Genomic DNA, 26,644 nt, shown 5'->3' on the forward strand with positions numbered 1-26,644 from the left:
CTTCAACCAGAAGGCACGGCATGAGTTCCGCGAGCAACCCGACATGACGCGAGGACAGTCAGAACTTGAGCGTCGCCTCGATCGCCCAGGTCGAGGGCTGGGCAAGGAAGCCGATATCGGTGGTTAGGCCGGAAAATTCCTTGGGATTGTAGTCCGCGTAATACTTCTCGTCGAAGATGTTACTGGCGCTCAGGAACAGGCCCATGCGGTCATTCTCGATCCCGATCCGCGCGCCCAGCAGGTTGAGCGGCCCCTGCACGTCGAGATTGTCGACCTGCCAGTACTTCTTGCCCCGATGTTCGTAATCCGCCCGCACGAGAAGATCGAATGTGTCCGAAATCGGCGCCTTGTACTGGAAGCCGAGATTACCGGTGAAGCTGGTCGACTTGGGCGTGTGGTTGCCGATGAAGGACGGGTCCAGAGCATATTCCTTGATCTGGGTATCGGTCGTGCCAAGCGCCGCGAAGATCTGCAGCCCGTCGGCGACCAGTGCCTGCATCTCCAGCTCGACCCCGAAGATGTCGACCCGGTCGATATTTCCGATGATCTGCGATGCCGATAGCGCGTCGATATAGAAGAACTGGAAATCGTCGCTCTTGGCGAAATAGACCGCTCCGTTGAGGATGAGGCGGTTGTTCATCCAGCTCGACTTGAAGCCTGCTTCGAAGTTTTGGAGATATTCGGACTGGTAGACGGGGATCGACACCGTCGGGGCGTTGAACCCGCCCGACCGGAAGCCGGTCGAGTAGGTGCCGTAGACCAGCTTGTCGTCGTCCAGCCGGTAGGTCAGCGTCACTTTCGGCTGGACCGCGGAGAAGCTCTCGCTCCGCACGCCGCCATTCTCAAGGTCGGTCTGCCGGCGCTCGTCGAGGTCATAGCGCAGCGCACCCGACAGTATCAGGGAGCCGGTCAGGTCGTATTCGAAGTTGGAATAGACCGCATAGGCGTCGTTCCGGTTGCTCTCGTTGAGAGTGATCAGCCTGAGCGCGGGATTATCGATCTGGTCGCGCGATCCGATGCCGCCGGCGGTGCCCTCGGCATCGATGAAGGCACGGGTCAGCAGGTCGCGGTTGGTGTGGAGATAATAGACCCCCGCGATCCACCGGAACGGCAGCGCGTCGTCGGAAACGTAGCGCAGTTCCTGGCTCATCAACTCGACCGAGAGATCCTGGCCCTGCCCGGCTTGAATACCCAGGCCTGCAAAGCCGCCGGGATCATCAATCGCATTCGAGAAATCGAGATCGCCGCGGACGTTCTCCGCAAGGTCGGTGTAGGCGGAGATAGAGGTCAGAGTGCCGTTGCCGATCTCGAAATCCCACTTCATGGCCCCTTCGACAATATCGCCGAACGTCAGCCCTTCGATGTTCTCCGCAGGGTAGACGATATCGTCCGCATTGCCCGATCTGACCTGCGAATCGTAGATCCCGCCCGCCTGGAAATCGCGATAGGATGCACGCAGGTCCAGCTTGGTCGCAGCCCCGATATCCGACACGAAGCGACCGCGCAGCGTGTAGTCGTGATCGACGAAATCGACATTCTTGCCCGTGAAGCTGTTCTCGATCCGGCCGCCGTCGGAAATGTAGTTGCCCGAAACCCGCAGGCCGGAGCTGTCGCCGATCGGGGTCGAGATTGCTGCGTTGAGGTCGACGAAATCGCCCCTGCCGTAGGTCGCCTGAACCATGCCGGAAAACTCGTCCCCGGGGCGCTTGGTAACGATGTTGATCGCACCGCCGATCGCATTGCGCCCGTAAAGACCGCCCTGCGGGCCTTTCAGAACCTCGATCCGCTCCAGATCGAACAGATTCATCTTGAGCTGCTTCTGGCTGTTCTGCGGCACACCGTCGACGATCACCGCGACCGGAGAATCGGCGTTGTTGATCTGGGTGACGCCGCGCACGACGACGAAGCTGTTGAGGTAGGTGAAGCTGTCGTCGAACGAGACGTTGGGGACCAGGTCCATGAAATCCTGGGTCGAATCGATGCCCGCGTCCGCAATCTGCTCTTCGCCGAAAGCCGACACCTGGATCGGCACGTCCTGCAACTGCTGGTTGCGCGTCTGCGCGGTGACCACGATGACACCGAGGCCTTCTTCATCGCCACTCTCGTCGTCGGCGACGGTCTGCGCGAAGCCGGGTGCAGCCATGCTCGCGGCGCTGGCGATGGCAAGGGCGCTGACGGTTCTGGCAAGAATTGTTGGGCGCATCATTTGGCTCCTCGGCTGGGTCGTAGTTCGAAAATGGGATGACTGGTTTGAGGTCCGGGGCCGACCCGGCGGTCGATATCGGCGAACGATCGCGCGCCCGCGCTCATCCCGGAATGGATCACGTGCATTCCGCTCATGACCCGTCCTCCTGCAGTTTGCCCAGCGGACGGTACTGTTCCGAAAGTCCGAACTGGTCGGGTCCGACGATGGCGAGCGCCTCGGGCGTGGTCAGCGCAGGCGGAGCCTCGCACGCGATCACCGACACGCGCTGACCATAGGCCAGTCGCTCGGTCGGGATCGCATGAGCGGTTTCGCTGTCGACGATGGTCACCAGATCGGGAACGACCGCGCGAAGCGTGCCATCGACGTGAACCGACAGATTCTCGTTCTGGAAGGCGACCACGGCCGAACTGCCGCCCGCAATCGTCTCCACATGGCATTCGCCTGTAACCCAGCCATCCTTGGTCGTGCGCTCCACCGCAGTGATCTTGCCGCTGAAGACCTCGGTCGGCGTGTTGTAATACTGGTGATCGTCGAGCGCGCGCAGCAGCCGCTCGATCGGCGGCAGATCGCCATAGGCCGCACCGGCAATGGCCTGTCCGATCTCGATCGCGGCACTGATGGTATAGCGCACACAGGCCGTGCGCGCCTGCGCGCCCGTCATCGGATAGCACGACAGACAGCCCGCCGCGCCCATCACGGCGACGACGGGGCGGGCGAATTCCTCCGCCTTCTTGCCGTTTTCCGCTTCGAAAGTGACGACATTGCCATGCTCGTCGGCGAGCGTCATCGGGGCCACCGCAACACCGGCAATATTGAAGCTGGTCATCTGCAACTGCGGGAAGGCACGGCCCATCCCGTCGCCATCCAGCAGCGGCAGGCCGCGCATCGCAGCGTAGGCGACCGGCATCATGGAATTGCACCCGCCGATCTCCGCCGAGGTGATCACGCTGGCTTGGCAGCCGAGCCGCTGTTCGAGCGAGCGAACGGCGCGATCCTGATCCTCCAGCGAGAACAGCTTTTCCAGCATCACCGTCGGCGCGCCCATCGCCGCAGCGACGAACACGGAGTCGCTGTGGGTCAGCTCTGCCGGATCGGCCAGTTTCACCGGCCCGTATTCGGCCAGTGCCTCGCGGCACAACAGCGAGCCCAGATAAGGGTCCCCGCCGCCGCCGGTGCCGAGGAACGCCGAGCCTATCGCGAGATGCTCGATATTTTCGAGCGTGACTGCCTCAACCACCAACTGTCTCCCTAATGGCCAGATCGCCGACGGCACGGCAGAAGACGCGCGTTGCCCCGCCCGGCAGGTATTGGAGCGGGAAGGTCTCGATATCGGTGATTTCCACGCTTCCGGCGGCCGCGCCTGCCTCGATCGCCTTGTCGGTTGCTTCCTTGCGCGCCTGTTCCAGCGCGTGTTCACGCTCGGCCGCATCGGTAATCGCGAAGATCGAATCCACCTCGCCGCTGACCTGCCCGATCGCTGCGCCGATCGCATTGGCGACGCCTGCATGGTCGGGCCGCATCATCTCGGACACGCCCGGCGGCTCTTGATTCACCAACACCCCGCCGCCACCGACCAGGATCATCGGCATCGGGTCCGGGCTCGTTTTGACCTTATCTATCGCCGTCGCAACGATTTGCCGGATCGCCTCGGCCGCGCCCGTGACCAGAGCGGCATCGACCGCGCCCAGCTTCTCGCGATCGCCGATCTGGGCCCAGCCCCCGGCCACCGCAATATCGCTCGCCGTCAGTTGCTCGCCGCCGAAAATCAGCGCTTCATCGGTCAGCCGGTAGCCCACCGAGTCCGGGCCCACCGTGACAACGCCATCCTGCTCGCGAACCCGCGATCCGCCTCCCAGGCCGACCGAGAGCACATCCGGCATCCGGAAATTCGTGCGCACTCCGCCGACATCGACGTGGACGCTCGACTGGCGGGGGAAGTTCTTCACCAGCACGCCGACATCGGATGTCGTGCCGCCGATATCGACGACGATCGCGTCCGACGCTCCGGTAAGCCAGGCGGCACCGCGCAGGCTGTTGGTCGGCCCCGCAGCGAAGGTCAGCACGGGATAGCTGCGCATGTGATCCGCGCTCATCAGCGTGCCATCGTTCTGGCTGACGTAGTACGGGCAATCGAGGCCCAGCGTGGCGAGCGCATCGGCGAAGGCGGTGGCCACCTTTTCCGCCAGCGGACGCAGGCTCGCATTCATGATTGCGGCATTCTCGCGCTCGATCAGACCGGTCCGACCCAGCTCCGACGACAGCGACACCTCGATCTCGGGCGCGACCCGCTGAACGACTTGCGCCGCGCGCCGCTCCTGATCGTCGTTGATCTGGCTGAAGATGCCCGAAATCGCGAGCTGCCCGACGCCATCGCGCTGAAGATTGCGGGCCACCTCCTCCACGGCAGCCTCGTCCAGTTCGCCGATCGTGCGACCGTCGAACTCGTAGCCGCCACGCACCAGTGTGCGCCCGGCGAAGACTGCATCGCGCACATCGTCCGGCCAGCCGGCGAAGGGCGGCACACCGCGCGAGGCGGGCAGGCCCAGACGAAGGCAATGCACCTTGGCCAGATCGTGGCGCTGGACGAAGGCGTTGGTGAAGTGGGTCGTGCCGATCATTACCGCCTCGACCGCTGCGGGGGAGACCTGTCCCTGCTCAAGAATCGTGCGAACCGCGGCGACGATGCCACTGCCCACATCGCTGGTGGTAGGCACCTTCACCGTCGCGAGCACGTCACGATCGGACAGTAACACCGCATCCGTATTGGTGCCGCCTACGTCTACCCCTATGCGCAAACCCGATCTCCCATTCATGGTCGATTGGGAGCATGCCCGTCACGGCACGCAGAGCAATTGAAGCGGTGTGGAGGCTGGCAAGCCTACTTGGTAGTCATCAAATCCGGCACAGCTTAGGACACTACCGAAACAAGTAGGTCCGCCGTCAGATCCAGCCCTTTTCCTGCGCGCGGACCACGGCTGAAAGCCGGTCGTGCACGCCCAGCTTCTTGAACACGCCTTTCAGGTGAAAGCGCACACCATGGTCCGAAATGCCAAGCTCGCGCGCGAGTTCCTTGTCGGATCCGCCGGTCGCCAGCGCGCGCAAAACGTCCATCTCGCGCCTGCTGAGTTCGCTGGCAGACGCCCTCGCCGTGCGGTCGCGGTTCATCACGCTGCGCAGGAACTGCAGCTGCGCCTCGTCCGCATCGGGATGCGCGGCCAGTTGCTCGACGTAATCGGCCAGATAGCCGCCAAGCATATCGGCACAGGTCTGGCGCATCCCGGTTGCAATGCCTAGCGACGCCAGCTCGGCGAGCTCACGCAGCGCGCCTTCGCGGTCGCCCGACGCATGCCGCAGTGCGAACAGCAGCTGGGTCATGCGCGAAACCGAATGGACCACCCCGCTCCTGCCCGCTTCCTCGCGCGCGGCGGAGAGCAGCGCGATCGCCTCCTCCGTCTTGCCTGCCCGGTGCATCTCATGCGCGGCGGCGAGAGAGAACAGCTCGCGCTCCTGCCAGCTCGATGCGGCCAGCCCGGAAAAGTCGGTGAGAGGCGGCTCGACATCGACGCCATTTCCTCCAAGCCGGGCCTCGCCCACCAGACAGGCCATCACCGCGCCGAGGAGGTTGCCGATGCGGCCAAGCCCGCGTGCCTCCAGCTTGGCCCGCTCCTGCTCGACCAGTTGGATCGTCCGCGCGATCCCGTAATCTTTCACATAGATACGGGTCATCGGCTCGTAGGCCGCGAAGTAGATGTCGAACCACGCCTCTGCCTCGGGCATGCGCTGGGCCGATTTGCGCAGCGAGTTGCGCGCGCTGGTCAGGCGTCCCGTCTCGAATTCCACCTTGGCCCCCAGCGCGGCGATTACCGTCTCGACGCCCTGATCGGTCGAGAATTCGTCGCGCCACATCTTGCGTGCCTTGGCCAGGCTTGCGCGCGCCTCGACCAGCTTGCCGCGCGCAATGTCGATCGTGGCCTGGTGGGCGTGCAGAAACATGAGGTTGTAGCGCGAACCCGCGCGCTCCCCCTCCAGCCGCGCCTCGCGCAGATTGGCTTCGGCCGCATCGAAACGGGCACGCTGCGAATTGAGGACGCAGGCCAGCGTCGCGAGGAAGGTCTGCCAGCCCGGCTCGCTCGACTGTTCGGACAGAAGCTCGGTCAGGAACTCCAGATCGTCACGCCGCGCGAGCGCGCAGCCATAGACCAGCAGGGTCACCCGGACGATCTCGATCTCCCGCTGCATCGAGTTCGCCACGCGAGGGTCTTCGGACAGATCGCGCAGTTCCTGCTCCGCCAAATTGATCCGGCCCGACTTCAGGTTGACGATGCACCGCATCATCCGCAGATCGGGAGACGCGGCGATCACCTCGTCGCTGGCGTTCTTCACCAGCGCGGCCAGATCCGCGAAGCCGCACAGCACCCAAATCAGCAGCGCCCCGTGTTCTTCCGCATAGGCGCGGACCCGCTCCGGCATTGCGGCCTCTCCGGCCAGGCGCGCTGCATCGGTCAGCCTGCCGTTACGCGAGCATCGGTCCGCAAGGGCAATCACACGGTGCCTGTGCCCGGCCGGGTCCTGCAACAGCGACCATTCGCGCACACATGCCGCAAGCGCGGGATTGATCGTATAGTGCCGCCCTTCGATGTCGACGAGGCCGGACAGGACTTGCGCAACCGACGCCAGCACGCGGTCCGACCGGACCTCGTCATGCAGCAATTCTCGATCGGGACAGGGCACCAACGATGCCGCAGCCAGAGCCTGCTTCTGGCTGTCATCCAGCAGCGGCAGCACGCGATGCTCTACGACGTCATAGATCCCGCAATCGCGCAGGATGTCGATATCTTCCCGGCCCCACGCATCGGTCTGCGCGCCGGCCGCCCAGTGCGAAAGCCTGACCGCCGCGTGCGGCCAGCCCCCGATCAGATCGAGAATGCGCGTCCGGTTGGCGGGCCGGGCGATTTTGCGAAAGGCACGCGCGGCTTCGGCTCGGGTCAGTCTGAGCACCGCCGGCCCCACGATCGGGATCGGCTGCGCCAGCCCCTCTTCCAGAACGGAGAGGCCCTGCGGGTTGCTCATCCCGAGAAAGATCTGCCCTGCCCCTGCGCCCCGTGCGAACCTCTGCAGGGCCGAGCCGAGCCATCGGGCGTCGCACAGATCCGCATCCTCGACGATGATCCGGCGCGCCGCGTGGCCCATGTCCATCACCGCCTGGGCGGCGCATGTCGGATCGGCCAGATGGTCCAGCCTGTCGAAGTAGGAGACGCCCCCTTCCCCCGCTTCCGGCTCGGCAAGCGATTGCAGCAGCCGCCTGGTCTCGAACCCGGGCGGCGCGCAGACGGCCACGATCGGTCCCGCAGCACAGGCCTGTTCGATAAAGCGATGGACCCGTTTGGTGAAAACCGGAAAACCTCCAAGGATTACCTACCAAGTAGGCAATCGCACGCTAACGCCCGGAAATAGGTCGGGCAAGCACCACCCGAAGGCAGACGTGCCGACGGCCGCCTGTCCAGGTTCTTTCGCAATCTTGGGAAAATTCCGCGCACAGCATGGCGCGCTGCGTCGAATGGGAATGGTGCGCCCGGACGGAGAGAGTTTGAACACCCTGTTCGAGACGCTAGCGGACTGGAGTAGCGCGCTAGCGAAGCTTCCAGAAGGCTTTTTCGACGGCACAGACCCGCCTGAGCCGTAAAGTGCTCAGTTTCCCCTAAGCCCCCAATTCCAACGACAACCAAGCGCATCATGCCCGCATCTCACCGCTGCTGGTGTGGTGCGCCTTTTCTTTGCAGACGATGCCGACCGATAAATCCAAACGCCCCTCTCCTTTTTGCCTGCGCCTGACAGGTGAACAGCGTGCGCGCGCCGAGCAGAATGCGGCTGCGCATGGAATGTCCCTTGGCGGCTATATCAAGTGGCGCATCTTTGATCCTGAAAGCCCTCCGCCGCGCTCTCATAGCAAGTTCCCGGTGCGCGATCATGAAGCGCTCGGACGCATTCTTGCTTTGCTCGGCATCTCGCGCATCGCGAACAATCTCAATCAACTCGCCAAAGCAGCAAATTCCGGTTCGTTCGTGGCGGATGATAGGACCAAGGCGATGATCGAGGAAGCGGTCGGCTACCTTCGAACAATCCGAAACCTGCTGATGCGTGCGCTCGGCATTCGCGATCCATCATGATCCTGAAAGCGTCAGCGCGCGGCACACCGATGGCTTTGGCAAAGCATCTGTTGAATGAGCGGGACAACGACCAAATCGAGACCCATCGGGTCGAAGGCTTTCTTTCGACAGACCTGAGCGAAGCCATGCTCGAGGTGCAGGCGATGAGTGCCGGTATACGCTCCCAAAAGCCTCTCTTCAGCGTCTCGCTTTCGCCCCCAGAAGAGGCATCAGCCGACGTCGCTCTGTTCGAACGCACGGCGGATCAGATCATGGAGGCGAATGGCCTGAAAGGTCAGCCCCATGCCCTCATATTCCATGAAAAGGAGAACCGGAGGCACGCCCATCTCGTGGTCAGCCGGATCGATCCGGAGCGCATGGCAGTCATCCCGCTGCCGTTCTTCAAAATGAAGCTGAAAGAGATATCGAAGGCAGCGTTTCTGGAGAACGGATGGCGGCTTCCGCATGGGTATATTGACCGCGATAGCCGAGACCCGCGAAACTTTGACCTTGCCCTCTACCAGCAAGCCAAACGGGAGGGCCGTGATCCGAAACGCCTCAAGATGCTCGCACAGGAAGCGTGGGCAACCTCGGACGATCGAGAGAGCTTGCAGCACGCCTTGGAACAGCGCGGACTGTATCTCGCGCGCGGAGAAAGGGGCCGCTTCGTCGTGTCCACATGGAGGGGAGAGATCATGGCGCTACCGCGCCTCCTCAACCGGAAGACCAAGGATGTGCGCGAGCGGCTTGGAAAAGACCAGGAGCTGCGAAGCCTCGAACAAACTCGTGTCCACATCGCAAAGACCGTCGGTCCTGCCATCGCCAAGCTTGTTCCGCAGGCAGAAGCCAAGCGAGACAACGCAATGCTGCCCCTCGACCAGCAGCGGCAAGAACTCAAAGCAAAACACCGACTTGAACGACAGCGGATGGATGCTGGGCAATCCGCCCGGCACGAGAACGAGCAGCGTGCGCGAGCGGAACGCTTCCGCATTGGCGTGGCTGGGCTTTGGGATAAGCTGACAGGCCGCAAGGCCGAACTTCGCCGTCAGAACGAGCGTGAAGCCTATGAGGCCCTGAAGCGCGATCAGAGTCAGCGGCAGGCAATGATTGAGGCGCAACTAGCCGAGCGCCGTACCCTGCAAAGCCAAATCCTGGAGGTCCGAGCGCGCCACGAAGCGCGGATCGATGAGGTTTATCGCGATCTCTCGCACCAGCTAGAAGCTGTGCCGGATCGCAGCTCTGCTCGCATCGCTTGGCTTAAGGCCAATCAGCCGTCCCAGCAGCGGCAGGAAGCACGAGGAAAAGAAGATGCAAGGAGGTCAGAAGCTCCCAGAGCTGACCGCAGCGATCGCCTTGCGTGGCTACAGAGCCAACGGCGCGGCACTGGAAAGGATCGAAGCGGCGATGCGCAGATCGATCCTGATGTCGGGATGGAGCCCGAGTGACAAAGGGGCGACTTTCCAGCCGCCCCTTTCCGTTCTTGTAACCTTCTCCAGCTTCTAAAACAGCCGCGTCGCGATCGCCAATGCACCAAACAGAATGGCCGTGGCGAGCGTGGCGCGTGTTAGGAAGAAGATGCCAGCCGCGCAAATGCCCCACCATAGATACCAGAACGTGTCGGCCCAGCCCTCGCCATAGTTCTGGGCCGTGAATTCCGTGACCCACGGGATCGTCCATGCATGGAATTGCGGGGTGAGGAGAAACGCAGCAGCGAGTGCCGCCACGTTCGCGAGCCCTTTGGCCGAGCTCATAAAGATACTGCGTGCGGCTTCCTTGTCTTGGTTCCTACCGATCATGAGCGGGTCTCCCAATGAGCGGAACCCAATGCTCCGCTTTCGGGGAGACCCTAATCTCGCGGCCCGGCACGAATGGGGGGATAAGCCGATTGATGTCGAAGCCCGAATCCCGTTAAAATCGAATGGCCAGAACGATAACAACAACCTCGCCGACCAATGCCGAACAGCCGAGACAGGCAGAAGATTTACACGTTGACCGAGCCCGACCGCAGCCATCTTGCGGCGGAGCTAGAGCGTACCGGAATCGAGCCTCATGTCCTAGCACGCGAGGTGGGCCATCGAACCCAAAGCGAGCTTAGCGCAGGCAAAATGCGCTCGTTGCTCAAAGGCACGAGAACACAGCTCTCTGAGGATCAGTGGGCGGCGATGTGCGATTTTCTCTCCAGCCAATCCAATACCGCCAAGCCCGCACGCAAAATGTCGGATCGTGCCCCTGTCAACGAAGATATGAGGCAGACGCTTTGCTCTGAGCTGGAACGCTCCAAACTGAGCATCACGATGATCGAGAGAAGGCTCGCGCAGCGTTTCTCGCCATTACCGCAAGCGACCGTCGATCGTCTGAGAGATGGTGTTCTCGACACCATTGATGAAGAGCTTTGGGATGACCTGCTAGCGTTGTTACGCGCCTCTCCCACGCGGGACGCGGGATCGAAGGCAGGCCTTCGCAACCACCGCCCGCCAGAAAGCAGGAAAACCCTCGATGGCCAGATTCCCGCTCACCTCGCCCGTGCGGGCGCTGACTACGTTCCAATCACTCAGAAAATTTGGCGGTACCTTCGCAACGAGGAGAAGCGCACAGGCATTCCTTATAACAAGCTGTTCGACCAGCTTGAGGATATCCCACAGGGCTTGAGCAAGGACACTGTGCGCAACTGGATATTCGGAAATGTTAAGTCAGCAGAACGTGCATATCTGGAATATATTATCGCGCACTACAAGTACTTGCCCAACGTCCACTCCGAATAGATAAACTTTTAAGCGAATTTATCTCAAGTTTTATCATTTCCATAATCTTTTTTAACTATTTTTGTCTATCATAATAAGGTGATTGGAGCAAATTTGCCTCCAACCGGCTTTCAAAGCGGCGTTAGATCGCATGAACAACAAGATAGCCCGGATAACGGGCAGAATGGGGAGATTATGAGTGTTGTGGGGGATGCACAGCGTTATCGTGACGCGGCAGACGGTCTGAAAGGCAGTCTGCGTCAATCATTCGGCCATGCCCACATGGCGATCGAATTTGAACCTGAAATCGATGAGAACACACGCGATGCGAGTGCGGGCGTCATTACCGATGCCAGCGCCCAGCGCGGCATCGTTGCGGCCTCTCGCCAGATTGAAGCTGGCGAGGATCGCGGCGTGAGTGTTGCGGCTCTTGGAAGCACCAAGGTTGCAGCTGAACAGCAACGCAAGAAGGCCGAGAAAGCCGCAGAAGACACCCGTTTCATAATGCTGCTCGATCAGGCGCGTGGATACTCGGTCTGGCTGGGCAAGGAAATCGGCAAGATCGATGACCAGTTCGAGGCTAAATATGGTGATGCCTGGCGCGAGACGCTGGCCAACAAGTTCCTCGACCCCGACGAGATACCGGAACGCCGCGAAGGCGAAAGCATGAAGGACTATCGCGAGCGCGTTGAAGACGCGATCGAAGACAAGCTGATCGATCCGGCCACGGGCAAACTCAGACCGGAGTACCGTGGGAACGAGGACGCAGAGCTATTTGAGAAGCGCGTTGAGCTAAAGCGCGAGAAGCAGAGTGCGGATCGCCGCATCGAGCAGGCTGAAAGAGTGGCGAACGATCCGAATGCTACCGAGGCAGAGCGTCAGGCTGCCTATGAAGGTCTTGAAGAGATATCGAATAATGAGCGGCAGCAGGTCGAGAAAGGCATGCAAGCCAAGGGACTAGACACATCGCCCGTTGATGAGATCACCGACGAGCAGAGGTCAGAAATTGCTCAAGCGAGACCCGCTGATGCAGAAGCCGCTGCTTTTGGATTGGGTTAATTTGTGAGGTTCGCTGCAAATTGACGATTATAGCGGAACTGACGGGCAAATTCCGGCACGTGATTTCGCGCAATAGCGAGCGGATATAGGTCAGACACAAACTCATCCGAATGATAAGCCACAACGGAGCTGCCTGCTCCGCCACTCTCGTAGAAAAATTGGACACTACCCACTCCATTGGCAGCGAAGTCGCTGCGCAGAGTGCGCTCCAAAACATCCTGTGGAACTTTCGTATCGGCCCCAATGCTTACGGATACCGCAACCATGTGCGGATTCCGCTCTACCCAGCGATTGGCCGCGCTGTCCGCGTCGGAAATCACCTGATAAGCAACTGGCTGGGCCTCGACCTGCTGGCTGTTAGCTGCCGTCAAGGGCGTCAAAGCCAGAGTTGCTCCGGCAAAGGCAGATAACGCAGTCTTGATTCTTGGTGCAGCCATCGCGGCCTCCTTCGTTTCGCGGGAAACGAGAGGAAATCGGCCAATGGCATCAAGCGCTTAACTTATTGAAAACGGTCGTTTTTCTTGCGTTATGATACGCAACGGTGTAATATGCCAGCGTAAATTTGGAATGAGAGGATTTCCAAGGCTTTAGCGCCAATACGCTCCTCCCAAGATCGGCTCGAAATTGGCCGTTTCGAAAAGGACCGTTTTTCGCATCCGGTGACCCGCAAATGTGCGCGCACCGTCATTCCTCTTTCAACCCCAAAGGAGGAATGAACCATGACCACCAAGACCAATGCGCCCCGTAAGATCGGCTATGCGAGAGTGAGCCGAGCAGACCAGCGCCTCGATCTCCAGTTGGATGCTCTGCGCGAGGCCGGGTGCGATCCGATTTTTGCCGATGAAGGTCTGTCCGGAGCCAAACGCAACCGTCCGGAGTTCGACCAAGCCATAGCCGCGCTACGCGAGCACGATACGCTTGTCGTCTGGAAGATCGATCGCATGAGCCGCAGCTTGCGGCATCTGGTCGATATCATGGATGATCTGACCCAACGCGGCTGTCACTTTGAGTCGCTGACCGACAAGATCGATACGTCCACGCCTATGGGCCTGTTCACTTACAATCTTCTCGGATCAATCGCCCAGCTTGAGCGGAGCCTGATATCCGAGCGCACCAAGGCTGGATTGGAAAGTGCTCGCAAGCGTGGCGTCCGATTAGGAAGACCTCCGAAGGCCTGTTGGACGCGGAGCGGCAAACGCCAATTGAAACCGCAGTATTGCGATCAATTTCGATCAGACACACTGCTACGAACTGAACCAATCGATGTGTCGGACGCTATTTTGCCAAACTGTCAGCGCTGCCCTGAAGGGAAACGGTGTAAACATGCGTAGCCACGATAAAGAAAACGCTCGTTGATAGATGTTACGCTGCTGGCTCCAAGCCTGTTTCTCGGCCTTTAGCCTCGACAAACCTGCGCATTTCTTCCGCGACTTCATTCTCCCTGCAATCCAGCATCGCTGAGAGCACTCGCCCGGCAACGTTTGAGGCAGTCTCCGAACCAGAAAAATACAGGTCGCGGGCTTCGCGGTTTCCAACATCCATAGTCTTGCCCTCATACCAAGTGGCAGTGACGCTAGCCCGGCCTTCGGCAAAAAGATCGATCACAATTTCCGATGAGATACCGTGTGCATCAGGTACTCGTGTACGAAGGGTCGAACACTGATGGCCTTTCGCTTCGAGCAAGAAACCGTCATCGTTTTCCAACCCTCGTCCTTGCTCGGAATTTAGGGCTTCAGCAAAAAATGAATCTAGATGGTTTGCAATATCGTTCATTCGATTTTGCGCATCAAATAGGCTTTTCAATGTCCCCGTTATGTATTCTTTATCATCAACCATCGTTACAGTTAACGATAAACTATATCATAAATTTCCGCAAGTCATTGCGATAGCCTGTCTTACCAATTAGTTATCGTTTGCAGGCTCAACACCCCAAAGACGCGCCTCGCCGGGGAATGCGGCCCTCAATATTGTTGCCAGCAGGCGTACGCGCTCCCTAGATTCGCTACGCAATCTGGGCGGTTTGTCGCCAGCGTCCGGCGCAGAAATCCAGCTCCGGAACCATTCTCGAATTTGAACCGATTCAAACGCCTCCAAGTCCAGCAAGACCTCCTTTCCATCGTGATCGAATATGGTGCCATCGTAATCGCGGTAGAGAGAGCAAAGGTAGTCCAGCCAGCGATGGCTCGAGACGTTCTTTTTGCGCGCCGATAACCGCACATCGGTCAAAAACTTTGGATTGCGCAACTCATCGTCCGAAACCGTCAAGGCGATTTTCTTAAGGCAGCGACCCGAGCTAAGGCAAGCGAGGCAAAAATACATCGTCATTCTCCCGAACGGATGACTTGCCTCTGTCAGCGGCGAGTCGATATGCTCTCGCCTAGCGACACGTGCGAGATTGCGAGTTCTGGAAAGTTACGGTTTTGACGATGAGCTTTGGTGAGACGTTTGGGAAACTGGTCAAGAGGAAGCGCGGTATTGAAGGCCTGACGCAACAGGCGCTCGCCACGAAAGCGTTTGGAGATGAGAATTTCAAATCGCGAATTTCAGATTTGGAGAACGGGAAGGTAGCTAGTCCTCAACCGAAGACCATTGATGCTCTCGTCGTTGCGCTAGGCATAAGCCATGAGGAATTATCCATACTTGAGGGCTCCAACCCGCACGCTCAACACGTAGACAATCTTACTGACTATGCTGATCTCGAAGGCACGGTGGCCCTCGATATCGAGGTGGCAGTCAATGCCGAGGGAAAAGCTGTACTATTCCACAATCGCGATTTTAAAGTTGGGTTCGTGCGTGTGGAGTTCTTTCCGGTAGATAGGGAGCTAGTTTTTGTCACCAAAGGAAGGAGCCGTAGGCCAGCTGGTCTCCCGCTTGGCCGGGATGTATGTTTCCATTTAGAAAAATGCGCGGAATTAATTTTTGTTAGAATTTTCGATGATGGAAAAGCCGTTGAGCATAGCCGGTGTCCTATTTTGATTGTTCCGCAAGAAACTCCATATTTTTATGATAGCTCAAGAAATTCTGGAATTAACTCAATAACCCAGTCTGGAATTGCTTGGTCTTCATACACTTAGGAAACGAAGCCACGTTCAAAGTGACTTATGGCAATTTGTCTCTTCGGATATGAAAGATTCCGTATTTTCCTGATAGGCTGATTGCGAGATTTGCATGATAGGCTAATTGCAAGATGTGCATGGTAATACCATGCATCTTGGCAAAGGGGCGCTATAGCCGCCCCCGTTTGCATTCCCCCGGCTCAATGGCACTTCGCCGATCCCAGACCAACCTTCTGGTCAGGGGCGGGTTAGTGCCATCGGGGAGACTTCGCTCTCCCCAACTGAGCCTCACGGCTCTCCCCCATCGATCAAAGGGCGTGCCTGCCCCTTGTAACCCAGCCGCTTCCAGCGCGGCAAGATGAGCATTCTTGCTCCCCTCGACCCCATGACCGGAATGGGCGTTTCGCCAGCCCCTTTGGAAACCCTCGACCAACCGTGCGCCGATTGGATGCGCGGCATGACTTGGAGATTTGCCTCTCCACCTGCACCGAACCATGCAACAACGGACCTACTCGGCTCCGTCAATTAAACGAGTTTCGACAGGGCCCACCTGACATCTCAATAGAGTGCCCTGCTATTTTTCAGCTCCGCTCCAATCGAACTCGCTAAGTGAATCGACAGTTACAAAGCGCGCATCCAATGCGTCGCTCGCCGTTACAAATGTCATAGGCTGAGGCACGTCCACAACGACTAACCCGTGAACGCTCGGAGTTTGAGGAAGCTTATTCCGCTGTGCGAGGTCAGCCGCATGGGCTCTGACGAATTCGACCCGATTAAGGTGCCTTAGAAGATTGTCCGGCTTGCCATTCGCCAGAGTCAAACCTCGATATTCCGAGAGGCGCTTAGCCGTCTCCGAAAGTGTCCGACATAGCTTAATGTCCTTCACCTCGATCACCCATGCGTGACGTCCATCCGGCGTGAAAGCCAGCACATCAATGTCACCGAGGAGCTTCAGGGCCTCAGTGGCTTGAAGATTCAGACACGAGGATGGCTTCACGGAATGGTCTGCCTGCAACCCCAATTCTCGGATTACTTCGGCGACCCGTTCGTTGAACTCAAGGCCGGCACGTTCGCCCGCACCGCCAGCATAGCTTCGCATCTTTTTGCTGACCCAGAATTCACCCTGCAATCCACCCGCTAATGCGCCCCCAATATTGTGTCGCGCAGCGCGCTCGACGATTGCAGGTGCTATCGCCAGGAGAGGATCGGTATCAGCGTTCAGCGCAACGATCGGACGCCCGATGAGGGAATAGCGCCTATCAAACCTGCTAACATCAAAATCTCGCGCCGATGTTCCCTCTGGAAAGGTTTTCCAGCCCGCGCGCGATGGTAACGTCAATCGATCAATCAGGTTTATGCAATCTGGCTTGCCTTCGATCTCCCGGTCATCGAGCCAGCTTATCAGTTGCGACCGCAAAATCGTGAACGTCGCTTGTTTTTGCTCCACAGCCAGATCGGCCAAGTAGTAACTGAAATCGAAGAACATGCTCGCCGGAGCGCCGTATTCGGCCAGAAGAGCATCATGAAATGGCTTTTGCTGTTCCGGAGATGGCGTCTCCGTCTCTTCTTTCGAGAAAAATCTGGCGTAAGCGTTGCTTTTTTCGACCCGATCTTTTGAATGCAAAACCCGCACCGTCGAACTGAGGGCTGTCTCGTGAAAATCGTGGTCATACAAAAGGTGGCCCGTTGGGCTGACGGCCAATTCCGGGTTCAGCTGTCCACCGCGGAGCGCGGGAATAAGGTCGGCGATTGAGAAAACCTGTAGAGCCGCAGCAAGAAAATCATCCATGTCAAAATCGCCCACCGCGAAACCGCCATCCGCAGATGCATGCGATGCTGCGATCTCCACGAGGATTGAACTTCCACGAATGACGGCGTTGATCTCTCCGCGCCGTTCAAAACTCGCGGCTCGATCTTCCTCCACGCCATGAATAGCTTGCAGAGCGCGCGCCGTCATGGCCCAACTACGTTCCTCAGACAAAGCAGATTGGTAACGGTCGAGCGCGGCGAGCACTAACGACTCGCGATTGTAGCACTGAATTGCGGCGCATAACGTATCGAGCAAGCTGGAATGCATTGCTTGGAGAAAAGCGAAGCACTCTTCCGCGCCGACAATTTTTTGCCCAGGCTCCACGCCATCGACCGACAAAGCCGAACAGCATTTTATTAGAGCCGTTGCAGATGTCGGGATGGGTCTAAAGCGATCGCCCAACAATCCGCTTGCCCCCATCGTTTCGATAGGACGATGGACAAAAAATGCATGCCGCCACCTGAAATCATTTGAACCAACCGAAGATTCGATCAATTCACTTATCTCAACAGTCTTCGCTTCAATCCCGCGCAGACGAGCCACACAGACCAAGAGCTGTTCGGAAAGAAAGCGCTCTGCGTAATTATCCTTGCTGTTTAGGGCGCGATGCCAGTCTCTTAGAATTCGCAATTCAGCAGTGCGATTCTCATCGTTTACGGCAATTTCGATCGTGCTTGAAAGTGCGTCAGGTTCGAGGCCACCCGCCAACATTGCTGAGTCTGGCCATTCGACATCGACTTCGATCAACACAGGCTGGCCTGCTCCAACTCCAAACTTCGCCTCAAATGGGAGCATCAAGAATTCGAGCCAACGAAGGATCGTTCGCCAATTTTCGTACTCATCCGGGGAACGCGATCCTACCACCTTGAGCGAAACCCAGACCGGGGCACCGTTGGATTGGACCGTGCCTAGAAGTTCACCGCGCTCAATATCATCGATGCTCGCGTAGATATTTTCTAGGCGCGAGAAAACCGAGCGGGGGTCAACGCGCATGACCTTCCGGGCCAATCCATCCGGATGCTCGACGAGGCGGCGATCAATAGAGTGAGCGGCCTTCTCGCGCGCTTTCAGCAAACGATCAGACCCAAAGTTGATCATGCACGGCGGAGTCATATCGTGATGACCTTCGGGAACGAAGGCATGGTCGCTTTCCATCCACCATTGGAAAAGGTTTAGAAACCCGCTGGGGTTGTGCAAGTCGAAGCCCATGCCCTGCACGACACGTGCAAGTCGCCAGATACGCCACAGGTCAGGAAGCTTGGTGTCGTCCAAGCCAGCGAACAGCGATGCCTCACTTGGCGATATATGTTCAATTTGCCAGCTACGCAGATCTTCAGGAACCTCGAACTCCAAGGATCGGCCTTGCCCCCAGCCGCCGAGAAGCAAAATGGTAAGCCCTTCTTTGAAGCCGGGCCGTTTCTCCGCCGCCGCCTTCGCGAACCGCAGTCCTTCGAACACTGCGTCGGCGAAGCTCTGGTCATAAGCCGTAATCCCGCTGAAACCTTGGTCCCCCCAACGGTCAAATCCGTCGACGGCGAGGACGACGTGGACATATCGCCCGGCAGAGATTTCCTTGACACTTTGGCGGATAAGCAGCTCACCAACAGGCATGTCGGGCGCCTCGGTAAGATCATCCAATCCTGCCACCCTGACGGTTTTGGCGTTTAGGTCGTTAAGGTGCTTTTGCAGCCTGCGCCCCATGCCATGCTTTACAGCAGTATCGATCAGTATGCCTCGAATGGCCGTGCTGGTCGCCCCCGGTGCAATCACGGTAATGCCTTCGGACGAAGCAAACAGGGGCTTGAAGTCTATCAGAGAATTGCCGATCTCCTGATCCGAAATTTGCTGAGCTTCTTCCGGCGGAAGAACAAACGGCAACAGAAGCTGGATATCGCCAACCAGTTTTTCCACTTCCCCCCAAGTGAAACGCACAACTGAGTGCATCATATTAAGGCGACCCTGGCTTGGTAGTTTCATGCGTGACGCTTCGTCACCCGCACCCGTCATTCTCCGATCAAGTCCTGCCCGCTCAACCAACGCATTACAAAGCGTCAGAAGCGCAAACACACTTGCCAGCACGTCCGTTTTTGGCCCGCCATCGGGCAACTTGGCAAACGCCTCGATCAACTGCTCCGTATGGAACGCGGGGTTTTCCCAGCAGGACTGGATGAGCACAAATTCACCCTCACTCGTGAGAACGGGGGCCACGAACAGATCCTCAATCGGGTCTTCCAAGCGGGTAACACCAGCTTTTCCAAGCAGGTTATTCAGAAATGTGTGCCAATCGGCCCGCTTGAGCTTCCGCGTGCCTTGAGCTTCTGCTGCGACCAACCTCATCGCCCAATCGAGCCGAACCGCGTTGGCCTGAAACTCCGGCAAAGTTTGCAAGCCGCTAAGCACCGACAGTGCGTCTAACTTGTCGAGTCCTGCAACGAAGGTTTTGATCTGGGGAACTTTTTCATAAAGCTCGCGCGGCAAACTGGGCGGTTGCATTTCCCTCAAGATTGCTTCGATATCGATTTCCGGAGCGTTTTCTATGTCCACTTCTCACCTCTTTGGACATAGAGTATGTTTCCGATTTGTTCGGAAAACAAGCGCAGGAAAACTACAAAAGCTAGTTATCGACCTAGCGCGCATGGTTGCAGCGCTTGTGGCACCAAGGGGGCGCGCCACCTAGGATCGCCTGCGCCACCTTCAAATACCGCAGACGGGCACTGGGCAAGCTCTAACGAGTTTACGCGAAGTTGGTCCGCAAACCCGCAAAATTTTCACACGTGCAGATCTCCACGAATCGCTCTTTTTTCACTCCATGAACGGAGGATCAAAGTGAAGGATAGTTCTAAGACCGAGGCAGGCCCATTGTCCGAATGGTGTACCACCTGAACCGCACAAGAGCTTTATAAAATTACTCTTGGCTGTCTTGCAAAACGCGGCTGTCGGCGATGAGAAGAGATTCCGGATTTCCGACGTGTAGATATCTAATGGCATCGCTGCTTGCGATCATGTCGGCGCTACGCTTCTGCCATTCACCTTCATCAATGGCGGTCGCCTCTATAATACGTTCAGAGAGCCTTTCGAACCAATCCGACCTTAACGGGTTCAAATCTTTGTTAGTCTCCAGCATGAGTTCGTTCACGGCATCTTGATCGTAGAAACCCGCTTCGCTGAAGCCACGGATAATATCTGTCGCTAGCTCCATCCGCAAAACGCCGCCGACCACGTTGGTCCAAGGAACGCTTCGCCCCATATCATTCACGATATCGGCAAAGTGGATGGCGCGATTCAAAACTCTCATCGCGAACCGAGCAGCCTGTCTCGCCCGTATCGGAAGCGCGGTAGCGATCACTGAAACTGCCCCACAGGCAAGAAACCCATTCGCGATCGTTGCGTGAGACCGATCAAAAGGGTGTGTGTCGCACGCACTCAGCAGAACGATTGGCGGCATCCGTATCCTGTCGCTTAGGCTCCAAACATCCACGCTCTTGCCGCCGATAATTAGACCTCCCGGCCCATCGCCTTCATCGTGTGAGCCGTGACTATCGACGATCAACATTGGCCCACGAAACTGATTTACGGCTTCCACAAATTCGTCGACCGATTCTGGTGAAGCATATTGCGTTCGCATTTTCCTAGACGAGCCGTCGCCGGCCCCGGAGACGCCGACGCGCAGATGGTAGGCAATTCTGTCATTTTCATCGAACATTGAGAGCACTAGACAATCGCGAAATGCATCTGGCGGGATGTATTGGGTCATCGGTGCGCGGATATGCTGGAGGAAAAGATTCCCCGGCGTCGCGTTTATGCGCGAAACGTCATATCGGATTCCCAAAGGCAGCCCGTCGATGGGAAGCCATTCGAGTGGCGCATCGGCGATGATCTTGATTCCTGCCTCCGACCGTTTGATTAATTCAAGGTGCTCGTCAGGTACGGTCGCCGCTAATGCATCTTGGACTGCGCGAAATACCCGCGCAGACTTTATGGCTGGCGGGTTTTCATGTTTTCTCAGAAATCGCGCAAGTTGGCCAACAACACCACCTGTTCTCGCTACCGCAGGTGGTAAGCGGATCGTGGCCGCGACAGTCGAGGCAGTTCGCAGGCCCACCGCCGTGGTAAGAATTTTGGTTTCCGCTCCACGCAAGCTAAGTATCGGACCGATCTTGTCCAGATCATCTTCGTCCGCCTCAATTTGCATCGTATAATCGCGCTGCCGCTGAAGCGCTCGCAACGCATGTACCGCCTTGCGATCCGGCAATGCCCTTTCGATGGCTTTGGCGGCACTTGGGGCCATCGCAGGTGCAATCAAGAACAGGTCCGGGCGTGGCGGATCCAGTAGGTGCGCCTGTCGATCCTTGGTTTGAGGCCACAGATCCATAACTGCCGCAGCAGAGTCAGTTATTCCTTGTACGTAGTGGGGATGCGGTGAGGCATTCAAATGTCCCTCTTCTGTGTCGGCCGGAAGTTCGCCCGAAGCGACCAGCGTCAGTTCATTCGGTCGCGTGACGTTGTGGGAATGATAGGTGAGACTGCACGGTCGACGCTCTATCGTCTTCCACTCACCAAGGGCGGCATCGATGTCAGTGCCGTCTAGGCGCTTTTCGGCCTTACACGCTTGTCGGAGAGCATAGCGACAATGCTGATTCAATCGATCGACAGTAAGGTCTGCGGGATGGAGTGCGCCACCGACCTTTTGAGCACTAACGTGCAGCGGCCTGATCCTCAGGCCCTTTCGCCATTTGCTAACCGCTTTGGCCGTTTCTGCGTCTCCTGAAAAAACAACCACGAACGGCTGCATAGGTTTGGGGCTGCGCTTTGCCAGCAGCGTCGAGAGATTTACCGGCGTCCAGTACCAAGCCCCTTCGCCCGCTCTGCGCCTAGCCAACATATCAGCTGGCTCCATCGTGAACTCGAAGACGTCAGCTGGAAGCGGCGGAATAAAATCCATCAATGGCACAAGGTCAATGAGACCGGGAGCGAAGCCTTGGAAGGGTGTGACTTCGTTATCTCTCCAGTCGGGCAAAGCGAATGCATAAATAATCTGCGGCATCGGCGTTGGAAGGCGACTAACACCCGGCACCTGATTCTCATCTGGATGACCCGGAATATAGCTGGTTGCTGCAAGAAGATTCATGCCTAAAGATATCACAATAAATCTTCCTCTAGCGAAGCAATTGCCAATTCAGAACAAGAACAATAGCCGCGCCCTTCGGGCCGGGCTTTCGTAAACCGAGCCAGCGAGCTGTCTCGGCCATTCGGCTTCAATCCCTCGCGCAGAGCTTAGGGGCCAGCCCCTCGGCGCACTTCACGAAAAATAGGCGGTCTCCCGAGGCTCGGCCCGATGGGCCTGCGCCCGCCGCCGATTTGTTCGTTCCGTTTGCACACCCCGATCTCGCCGATGGGCAAGGTTGCATGAGCAACCCCTAACCCATTGGAGGGATCAAAATGAGCAAAGGAGAAATCAGAATCTATGTGGCCTGCCTGGCCGCTTACAATAACGGCAGGCTGCATGGACGCTGGATCGATGCGCAGCAGGAAGCATGGGAGATTTACGGCGAAATCCGAGCGATGCTGGATGCCTCACCCATTGCCGATGCAGAAGAATGGGCCATCCATGACTACGAAGGCTTCGAAGGTGTCGCCATTGCCGAATACGAGGGCATGGAACGGGTGTCCGAGTTGGCCGCGTTCATCGGTGAGCATGGCAAGCTTGGCGCGGAGCTTCTCCAGCATTTCGATGATATCGAGGAAGCGCGCAAGGCGCTGGATGAGAGCTACCACGGCAGCTTCGAAAGCCTGGCCGACTATGTGCAGGAGCTGACCGAAGATTGCAGCGCCATTCCCGAGCATCTGCGCTTTTACATCGACTGGCAGGCCATGGCACGCGATGCCGAACTGTCCGGCGATGTGTTCACCATCCAGACCGCCTTCGATGAAGTGCATGTCTTCGCGGGGTTGTGAGATGGAAACGCAAGTCCACCGCTTCACATGGCAAGGAATCGAGATCGAGGCGACCTACACGCCCCTCAAATGGAACGTGATCGCCCACCTCGAAATCCACAGCATCGATCCTGACCGTGCGCCCTTGCCGATCACGGAAACGGGGTATCGCTCGCACTTCCACGAGCCCGGAACGATCGAGGCCCACGGCGGCGATGTGGTTGCACAGATGGTGGCATGGCTGGACGAGGAAGCCGAGAGCAAGGCTTGGAAGAGCTACGTCGAGGCCAGCAGGCAATACAGCCTGTTCTGAGCGAATCTATCCCCCCAGCCCCGTCGATCCCTGCTGCCAAGGTCCATCCAGTCGTAATCGCTGGAGACCCATCATGCACAGGCTCAACTACACCTGCATCCCGGAACGTGAGATTGGCCCTTTCGGACCTTACGGTCCCGACTGGCCCACAGTGTGTTTTCTCAGCTTCATGCTTGGCGTGCTCATCGGCGGGATGCTCACGGTCTAACCCCCCAAGAGAGCGAATCGCGGCGGCTATGTCCTTAGCCAATCCGCGCACCAAGTCGGACGGCGGTCAGACACGAAAGGACATAGCTATGAGCAATATGCAGCTCGACGAAGTCAACGCCAAGTGGAAGCGCAAGCTGACAGGCGGCGAGATCGCAGGGATTGTCTTCTTAATCATCATCGTCGCCGCCATGCTCGGCTAAAGATAGCCGAGAAAATCCAACCACCTTTTCAGGGCGGCCTTCGGGTCGCCCTTTTTGTTTCAGGGGAATACCATCGCATGTCTGACAACGAGTATTATCGCCACGGGTCGGCCCGCTGGAGCACAGAAGAGGAAATCGCCCACGCAGGGCTCCTTACGCCGGATGGCCTCCACATCGGTTACAGCGGCAATCGCCGCCTCGCATTGAAGTCCGATTCCCCCGGCCTGATTTTTGGTGGGGCGGGATCGGGCAAGGCCAGAGATTGGGGGATAGAGGCGATCATTCGTCATGCGCTGGCACGTCGGCCACTATGGGTGCTCGACCCACGCGGTGAGTTGCTCGCCACGACCATTCTGGCTTTCGCCAAGGTGCGCAGCTTCGTTTACAGCTTCAATCCTTATCGGCTGCACGGCCTTGCTAACCACGGCCTCAACCCGCTCGATATCTTGCAGGCCAATGATCCGCGATTGCATGCCGACTGCGCCTTTATTTCCGCATCGCTCATTCCACTATCTGGAAGCGCCAACGGCCAGTATTTCGAGTTGCGGGCACGGCAATGGATCGATGCCCTCCTGAAATCGCGCGTCGAGCGCGACGGACACACCAGCTTCCCGGTACTCGCCCGCCAGCTCGCCATGATCGAAAGCGATCCCGTCGCTTGGGATGCGGAGCTGTCCGCGATGGAGCCCTCAATCCATCCCGATGTTCGTGTGGCAGCCGGAGAAATCTGGCAGAAGCAGCAGAACGCGCCGCGCGAGTTCGGAGCGATTCTCGGCACGATCAAGGCGCACCTGCACTTCCTCAATGACCCGACCGTCATGGCCAATCTGGACGGCGCGGACCTCTCGCTCCGCGATCTCACCGACACACAGCAGACCACCAGTTTTTTCGCTCTCGTGCCGATGGAATATATCGGGATTCTTTCTCCGCTGTTGCGGGTGCTCTTCACCGTCAGCCGTCTCTACAAAGGCCGCGCTCCGCAAGCGCCGCGTTTGACGATGATCGTCGACGAGGCGGGACAGATGGGTCGTTTTGAATCCCTGCTACAGGCCTTCACATTCGGTCGTGGCGAAGGGGTCCGCACCATCGCCTTGTTCCAAGATGTCGGCCAGATCATCCGCAACTTCGATCCCGCGACCCTCCAATCTTTCATCGGTTCGGCACAGCTGCGCACCTTCTTCGGCGTGAGGGATTTTCAGACCGCACAGCTCATCAGCAATATGCTCGGCAATGCCACGCTTGAGTATGACGACGAGCGCCAGCAGGAGAATGCCGAGCGCTATCAGCGCGATGCTCTACGGCGCTTCATGATCGGCGGCGACGAAGGCGCAGCGTTCGACTACGCGCATTATCGCCGGGCAGCACAGATGCGATCCAAGATGCAGCGCCCGCTTATGACACCGGACGAAATTCTGGCGATGGAGGAAGACCGTCAAATCACCTTCGTCTCAGGCCTCAATCTGCATCCGCTCTTCTCGTGTAAGCGGCACTATGACGACCAGAAAGAACTCAACGGCCTCTGGCTGCCGAACCCATTCCATCCGCCGCACGACAAGGTGCGGCTGCGTCATCGTCTTGGTAGCAGATGGCAAGATGTCATTACCGCTCCGGTCCCGCCACAACTCGCGCACCTCCCCCAATACGCCGACGGAGTGATACGCTATCTTGGGGGGATCAAAATCGCATGAGCTGAGGTGGAAACGGACGGTCGGGTTTGCCGCTGGGAGAGAAGAGCTGCCTCGCTTCAAATACGATGTTCCCGGCAGGGTTGAATGGCACAAATGCCTTTCGAAGTTTGTCCACGACCTCTGTTCGATTTCGGCTTCGAGACCATCGCCCCGCTAGGAGACTGGACCTTCATCCTGACGGTCGCTCGGTAGCGACGGCGCACTCACATCTGGTGTACCGAAAGGGTTTGCTGGTTGGTCATCCAAGATCGTTCGAGGGACGATGCAACTGAGCCAAAGGCCGGGTTCGTCATTGCGACAAAAAGCTCGTTCATTGGATAACTCGAACCGCTCTGCCAAATCGGTCTTAATCACAAAATGTTCGAATTCACCTGGACAGCGAGCGACGATATAGTTCGAGCCGACCCAATAAGCGATCGGATTGCGTCCCTTGCAGGTCTCGTCGGGCAGGCCGACAATATCCAGCAATCGTGTTTCATAGCCGACCGATGCGCGGATCTGGACCAGATTGATGCCGCCGCTCACAACAGCGATGAGTGCAAAAACGATGCCAGACAATGCGCCCAAGCGAGCGAGGTGATCCGTTGGCAAAATCCTGCGCAGTCGCCACAACTGCACGGCTGCGAGTGCCGTTCCGAAACTGATCTGTGTGTTTGCGATCCCTGCAGCTTCGTTGAAAGCGAAAGGCCAATCTTTTGGTCCGCTAGTCTCAAACGCGCTCGCTATTGCCGAAAAGATTGGCGCAAACATGAAAAGCAGAATTGCCAGACCTGTGTATAACCAAGGACCGCGCTTCCTGTCGGCTTCTTCCACTATCCCAGAGTAGTGCTCAGCCGCAAATATCACGACGAGCGAGATGATCGCAGTGATAGACGCGTCATAAACCAAATTTATCCCGGACATTATGACGTCCACCGGGGCCGCGAAAGTCATGAAACTGAGGTTCCACTGCCAGAATACAAACTGGTTGAGAACGGTGGACACAACGAATCCGAGAAGAAGGAGCAGGGAACTGATCCCTGCGGCCAAGCGGAAGACGCGTTCAAAGTTGATATCCGACAGCACCGACGGTCGATCCGTTCCATCAGACATATTTGAACCCCACTCTTAACCGTCCCCGACATCAAGCATGGCTGATCGCGTCCCGACTGACCTTGCCATGCTAGGTGTAAGTGAAACACATTGGTGGGGTTCGGCAACTGCAATCGGGCCGCGATCAGCCATCCCTAAAATGAATAGTAGACACATTGTACTTTTTATGTTCTACTTTTGGCAAATAGC

Annotated in this window: 20 protein-coding genes; 9 read left to right on the forward strand and 11 right to left on the reverse strand. The window is 57.9% G+C overall.

Annotated elements, in window-relative coordinates; genetic code table 11:
* Positions 1–58: 58 nt before the first annotated feature.
* From K7H93_RS15675 to K7H93_RS16110, 4 genes are all read right to left on the reverse strand, one after another.
* Positions 59–2,206, reverse strand: a complete 2,148-nt coding sequence (locus tag K7H93_RS15675) for a TonB-dependent receptor (RefSeq protein ID WP_230784399.1) — start codon at positions 2,204–2,206, stop codon at positions 59–61.
* Between the two features lie 130 nt (positions 2,207–2,336).
* Positions 2,337–3,443 (reverse strand): S-methyl thiohydantoin desulfurase domain-containing protein, encoded by a 1,107-nt coding sequence (locus tag K7H93_RS15680; protein WP_230784400.1) that lies wholly within the window; start codon positions 3,441–3,443, stop codon positions 2,337–2,339.
* Positions 3,436–5,019 (reverse strand): hydantoinase/oxoprolinase family protein, encoded by a 1,584-nt coding sequence (locus K7H93_RS15685; protein WP_269060314.1) that lies wholly within the window; start codon positions 5,017–5,019, stop codon positions 3,436–3,438. The genes K7H93_RS15680 and K7H93_RS15685 overlap by 8 nt, the downstream gene beginning before the upstream one ends.
* A gap of 127 nt (positions 5,020–5,146) precedes the next feature.
* The gene (locus K7H93_RS16110; protein ID WP_230784402.1) at positions 5,147–7,543 is read right to left on the reverse strand and encodes a helix-turn-helix transcriptional regulator; all 2,397 of its coding nucleotides are present in this window, start codon (positions 7,541–7,543) and stop codon (positions 5,147–5,149) included.
* Between the two features lie 446 nt (positions 7,544–7,989).
* Here K7H93_RS16110 and K7H93_RS15695 point away from each other — a divergent pair, with 446 nt between their 5' ends.
* Both K7H93_RS15695 and K7H93_RS15700 read left to right on the forward strand, forming a co-directional pair.
* The gene (locus K7H93_RS15695) at positions 7,990–8,373 is read left to right on the forward strand and encodes a MobC family plasmid mobilization relaxosome protein (protein ID WP_230784403.1); all 384 of its coding nucleotides are present in this window, start codon (positions 7,990–7,992) and stop codon (positions 8,371–8,373) included.
* Positions 8,370–9,797, forward strand: coding sequence for a relaxase/mobilization nuclease domain-containing protein (locus tag K7H93_RS15700; protein WP_230784404.1), 1,428 nt, complete (start codon positions 8,370–8,372; stop codon positions 9,795–9,797). Before K7H93_RS15695 ends, K7H93_RS15700 begins: the two co-directional genes overlap by 4 nt.
* A gap of 54 nt (positions 9,798–9,851) precedes the next feature.
* Here the strand turns inward: K7H93_RS15700 and K7H93_RS15705 are convergent, their stop codons facing one another.
* On the reverse strand, positions 9,852–10,148 hold the full coding sequence (locus tag K7H93_RS15705; protein WP_230784405.1) for a hypothetical protein: 297 nt from the start codon (positions 10,146–10,148) through the stop codon (positions 9,852–9,854).
* 192 nt (positions 10,149–10,340) lie between these two features.
* Here K7H93_RS15705 and K7H93_RS15710 point away from each other — a divergent pair, with 192 nt between their 5' ends.
* Together K7H93_RS15710 and K7H93_RS15715 are read left to right on the forward strand one after the other, a co-directional pair.
* Positions 10,341–11,114, forward strand: coding sequence for a hypothetical protein (locus K7H93_RS15710; RefSeq protein WP_230784406.1), 774 nt, complete (start codon positions 10,341–10,343; stop codon positions 11,112–11,114).
* A 261-nt stretch (positions 11,115–11,375) separates the two neighbouring features.
* Positions 11,376–12,152, forward strand: coding sequence for a hypothetical protein (locus K7H93_RS15715; RefSeq protein WP_230784407.1), 777 nt, complete (start codon positions 11,376–11,378; stop codon positions 12,150–12,152).
* Here the strand turns inward: K7H93_RS15715 and K7H93_RS15720 are convergent.
* Positions 12,149–12,589 (reverse strand): hypothetical protein, encoded by a 441-nt coding sequence (locus K7H93_RS15720; RefSeq protein WP_230784408.1) that lies wholly within the window; start codon positions 12,587–12,589, stop codon positions 12,149–12,151. The genes K7H93_RS15715 and K7H93_RS15720 overlap by 4 nt on opposite strands.
* Positions 12,590–12,871: 282 nt before the next feature.
* Between K7H93_RS15720 and K7H93_RS15725 the strand changes: the two genes are divergently transcribed.
* Complete coding sequence (locus tag K7H93_RS15725; protein WP_230784409.1) at positions 12,872–13,483, forward strand: recombinase family protein; 612 nt, start codon at positions 12,872–12,874, stop codon at positions 13,481–13,483.
* Between the two features lie 31 nt (positions 13,484–13,514).
* Here K7H93_RS15725 and K7H93_RS15730 read toward each other — a convergent pair whose 3' ends face one another.
* Together K7H93_RS15730 and K7H93_RS15735 are read right to left on the reverse strand one after the other, a co-directional pair.
* Complete coding sequence (locus tag K7H93_RS15730) at positions 13,515–13,988, reverse strand: hypothetical protein (RefSeq protein WP_230784410.1); 474 nt, start codon at positions 13,986–13,988, stop codon at positions 13,515–13,517.
* 66 nt (positions 13,989–14,054) lie between these two features.
* Entirely contained in the window at positions 14,055–14,477 is a 423-nt protein-coding gene (locus K7H93_RS15735) for a hypothetical protein (protein WP_230784411.1), read from the reverse strand.
* Positions 14,478–14,578: 101 nt separating this feature from the next.
* On the opposite strand from K7H93_RS15735, the gene K7H93_RS15740 reads away from it, so the two are divergent.
* Positions 14,579–15,226 carry a helix-turn-helix domain-containing protein gene (locus tag K7H93_RS15740; RefSeq protein WP_230784412.1) on the forward strand — a complete coding sequence of 216 codons (648 nt, stop codon included), beginning with the start codon at positions 14,579–14,581 and terminating at the stop codon, positions 15,224–15,226.
* A 556-nt stretch (positions 15,227–15,782) separates the two neighbouring features.
* On the opposite strand, the gene K7H93_RS15745 is transcribed toward K7H93_RS15740, so the two are convergent.
* Positions 15,783–19,562 (reverse strand): hypothetical protein, encoded by a 3,780-nt coding sequence (locus tag K7H93_RS15745; RefSeq protein ID WP_230784413.1) that lies wholly within the window; start codon positions 19,560–19,562, stop codon positions 15,783–15,785.
* A gap of 361 nt (positions 19,563–19,923) precedes the next feature.
* A complete protein-coding gene (locus K7H93_RS15750; protein ID WP_230784414.1) occupies positions 19,924–22,146 on the reverse strand; it encodes a hypothetical protein in 2,223 nt (740 codons plus the stop codon).
* Positions 22,147–22,457: 311 nt separating this feature from the next.
* On the opposite strand from K7H93_RS15750, the gene K7H93_RS15755 reads away from it, so the two are divergent.
* The 3 genes from K7H93_RS15755 to K7H93_RS15765 all read left to right on the forward strand — a co-directional run bounded on the left by K7H93_RS15755 (position 22,458) and on the right by K7H93_RS15765 (position 25,363).
* Complete coding sequence (locus tag K7H93_RS15755; RefSeq protein WP_230784415.1) at positions 22,458–22,973, forward strand: antirestriction protein ArdA; 516 nt, start codon at positions 22,458–22,460, stop codon at positions 22,971–22,973.
* A 1-nt stretch (position 22,974) separates the two neighbouring features.
* Positions 22,975–23,265 carry a hypothetical protein gene (locus K7H93_RS15760; RefSeq protein ID WP_230784416.1) on the forward strand — a complete coding sequence of 97 codons (291 nt, stop codon included), beginning with the start codon at positions 22,975–22,977 and terminating at the stop codon, positions 23,263–23,265.
* A gap of 487 nt (positions 23,266–23,752) precedes the next feature.
* The gene (locus tag K7H93_RS15765) at positions 23,753–25,363 is read left to right on the forward strand and encodes a type IV secretory system conjugative DNA transfer family protein (RefSeq protein ID WP_230784417.1); all 1,611 of its coding nucleotides are present in this window, start codon (positions 23,753–23,755) and stop codon (positions 25,361–25,363) included.
* 153 nt (positions 25,364–25,516) lie between these two features.
* On the opposite strand, the gene K7H93_RS15770 is transcribed toward K7H93_RS15765, so the two are convergent.
* Positions 25,517–26,455: a hypothetical protein gene (locus tag K7H93_RS15770; RefSeq protein ID WP_230784418.1), complete on the reverse strand. Its 939-nt coding sequence runs from the start codon at positions 26,453–26,455 to the stop codon at positions 25,517–25,519.
* Between the last annotated feature and the right edge of the window lie 189 nt (positions 26,456–26,644).

It is taken from the genome of Citromicrobium bathyomarinum, assembly GCF_021021475.1.
Classification (GTDB): Bacteria; Pseudomonadota; Alphaproteobacteria; order Sphingomonadales; family Sphingomonadaceae; genus Alteriqipengyuania; species Alteriqipengyuania bathyomarina.

What these genes read in the sequence shown, in the direction of transcription:
- K7H93_RS15675 (WP_230784399.1), bottom strand. Translation starts at nt 2,206, where the DNA reads ATGATGCGCCCAACAATTCTTGCCAGAACCGTCAGCGCCCTTGCCATC.
- K7H93_RS15685 (WP_269060314.1), bottom strand. Translation starts at nt 5,019, where the DNA reads ATGAATGGGAGATCGGGTTTGCGCATAGGGGTAGACGTAGGCGGCACC.
- K7H93_RS15695 (WP_230784403.1), top strand. Translation starts at nt 7,990, where the DNA reads ATGCCGACCGATAAATCCAAACGCCCCTCTCCTTTTTGCCTGCGCCTG.
- K7H93_RS15700 (WP_230784404.1), top strand. Translation starts at nt 8,370, where the DNA reads ATGATCCTGAAAGCGTCAGCGCGCGGCACACCGATGGCTTTGGCAAAG.
- K7H93_RS15705 (WP_230784405.1), bottom strand. Translation starts at nt 10,148, where the DNA reads ATGATCGGTAGGAACCAAGACAAGGAAGCCGCACGCAGTATCTTTATG.
- K7H93_RS15715 (WP_230784407.1), top strand. Translation starts at nt 11,376, where the DNA reads ATGGCGATCGAATTTGAACCTGAAATCGATGAGAACACACGCGATGCG.
- K7H93_RS15720 (WP_230784408.1), bottom strand. Translation starts at nt 12,589, where the DNA reads ATGGCTGCACCAAGAATCAAGACTGCGTTATCTGCCTTTGCCGGAGCA.
- K7H93_RS15725 (WP_230784409.1), top strand. Translation starts at nt 12,872, where the DNA reads ATGACCACCAAGACCAATGCGCCCCGTAAGATCGGCTATGCGAGAGTG.
- K7H93_RS15730 (WP_230784410.1), bottom strand. Translation starts at nt 13,988, where the DNA reads ATGGTTGATGATAAAGAATACATAACGGGGACATTGAAAAGCCTATTT.
- K7H93_RS15735 (WP_230784411.1), bottom strand. Translation starts at nt 14,477, where the DNA reads ATGACGATGTATTTTTGCCTCGCTTGCCTTAGCTCGGGTCGCTGCCTT.
- K7H93_RS15740 (WP_230784412.1), top strand. Translation starts at nt 14,579, where the DNA reads ATGAGCTTTGGTGAGACGTTTGGGAAACTGGTCAAGAGGAAGCGCGGT.
- K7H93_RS15750 (WP_230784414.1), bottom strand. Translation starts at nt 22,146, where the DNA reads ATGAATCTTCTTGCAGCAACCAGCTATATTCCGGGTCATCCAGATGAG.
- K7H93_RS15755 (WP_230784415.1), top strand. Translation starts at nt 22,458, where the DNA reads ATGAGCAAAGGAGAAATCAGAATCTATGTGGCCTGCCTGGCCGCTTAC.
- K7H93_RS15760 (WP_230784416.1), top strand. Translation starts at nt 22,975, where the DNA reads ATGGAAACGCAAGTCCACCGCTTCACATGGCAAGGAATCGAGATCGAG.
- K7H93_RS15765 (WP_230784417.1), top strand. Translation starts at nt 23,753, where the DNA reads ATGTCTGACAACGAGTATTATCGCCACGGGTCGGCCCGCTGGAGCACA.
- K7H93_RS15770 (WP_230784418.1), bottom strand. Translation starts at nt 26,455, where the DNA reads ATGTCTGATGGAACGGATCGACCGTCGGTGCTGTCGGATATCAACTTT.